Below are 1,538 nucleotides of genomic sequence, written 5' to 3'. Positions count from 1 at the left end.
GGCGATGAAACCGGCGATGAGGCCGATGAGAATCCACGCGATGATGCCCATGATGCGTCTCCTACCTGCTCACATAAAGCCTACGTTAATACGGCGTCTGCGCGTTCGGAGAGCTTTCAAACCTGCTGATCCCCACCGCCTGCGTGCAAGCCGATGAAAAGGGCACTCGTCCCCGTCCTGCCCGCCGACGCCGCCAGGCCAGTGCACGTAGGCGCCGGCGGAGTTTGGTCGTGGCCCATTCGGCGAGGTAGCGGTGCTCGGGGCGGGCGGGGTCCTGGTCGGTCTTCTGACGGTTCGTCCGCGCGGTGACGGCGACGCGGGAGCCGGCGGCGTCCTGGTCGTTGGCGGACGCCTCCCGCGGCGCCGGCGTCCAGGTGCCGACGCCGGAGTCCCAGGCCACGGCGAGGGAACCATGTGGTCGATGTCCGACTTCGCCGGGTCGGTGACCTCCTGCTCGTCGTAGTAGGAGAGCCACTGCCCGCTGGAGAGTTTGCAGCCGGCCGCGGCGGTGGGTGCTTCGGCTGCCTCGGCCAGGAGCACCTCCGCCCGGGTGTTGCAGCCGTCGGCGGGGTCGAGGCCCGTGTTCCAGTGCTTGAACTTGTCGCGGGAGTACCCGGCCCGGGACTCCTCGGCCACGGGGATCTGGCCGATGGCGTAGCTGAGCGGGAAGGCCCGCGCGGAACCGGGGGCCGCAGGCGCACCCAGGGCCGAGGGTACTCCCGTGGCGGCGGCTGGTTGGGCGTGGGCGAAGGAGGCGGGGAGGGTGAGCGGGGCCAGGGTGAGGGCGAGCGCGGCCAGAGCGCGCGTCATGTTCGTGATCATGAAGAACAGGCATGCGCCCGAGCGGGACCGGCGCGGGCGCATCGGCCGCAGGTCGGCTACCCGGGCGATGGGTTTTACCGGGGAAACGCTCCTGCCCGTGGACGTGCCGAGCGTGTCGGTCGACGACGCGGTGGCGGCCGGCCTGCCGCCCGCCTCCCCGACGTCGCCCCGGCCGCCGGAGCCGTCGAGCGTCCCGCCGAGGTGGCCGTCGCGGCGCGGTGCGGGGGCGGTTTCGTGGGCAGAAGCGGCGCCGCCGTCGACGGATCCCCCCGTGTCGTGGCCGGCGGCGCGCGAACGGCCTGACGGCCGCCTGCCCCTGGCCGATGCGCACCGGGGCCCCGCCCGCAGGTCAACAGCGGGCGGGGCCTTGGCGGTGTGGTGTGCCGGGGGAGCCTCTCCTCTTGTGCGGGGGTTCTGCGCGGGGGTCCGCAGTTCTGTGGTGGACGCTTCCGGGAGGGTATTTGCGGCTTGTTCGGAGCCGCCCCTGGGTGCAGGGGCGGGGATGCTGCTTCGGGGCCGGTCTCTTTTGATGAATTACTTCACGAACCCGATACGGAAGGTGACTTCGCTGGCGGCGCCCGGTTGGGTTTTTTCGATGAATGCCTGGACCAGGGCCCATCTCTTTCCGCTGGTGAAAATGCATGCGTGGGTGTCGGGGTCGCCTCCGGTGAGGCTGATGGAGCCCGCTTCTGGGGTGAGGCGGGTCCGTTTGGCGC

The 1,538-nt window shown here is 71.1% G+C and carries 1 protein-coding gene; it reads right to left on the bottom strand.

The genetic code is table 11. The annotated features are described in order from the left end of the window. Positions 1-1,356: 1,356 nt before the first annotated feature. Positions 1,357-1,538, bottom strand: a 182-nt coding sequence (locus tag RIF68_RS36235; RefSeq protein ID WP_309055935.1) for a hypothetical protein, incomplete at its 5' end; no start/stop codon positions are given.

The organism is Streptomyces sp., assembly GCF_031178505.1.
In the GTDB taxonomy this organism is placed as follows: domain Bacteria; phylum Actinomycetota; class Actinomycetes; order Streptomycetales; family Streptomycetaceae; genus Streptomyces; species Streptomyces gulbargensis.
The sequence above is the reverse complement of the archived record's forward strand: the minus strand, read 5'-3'. Positions and strand labels throughout refer to the sequence as shown.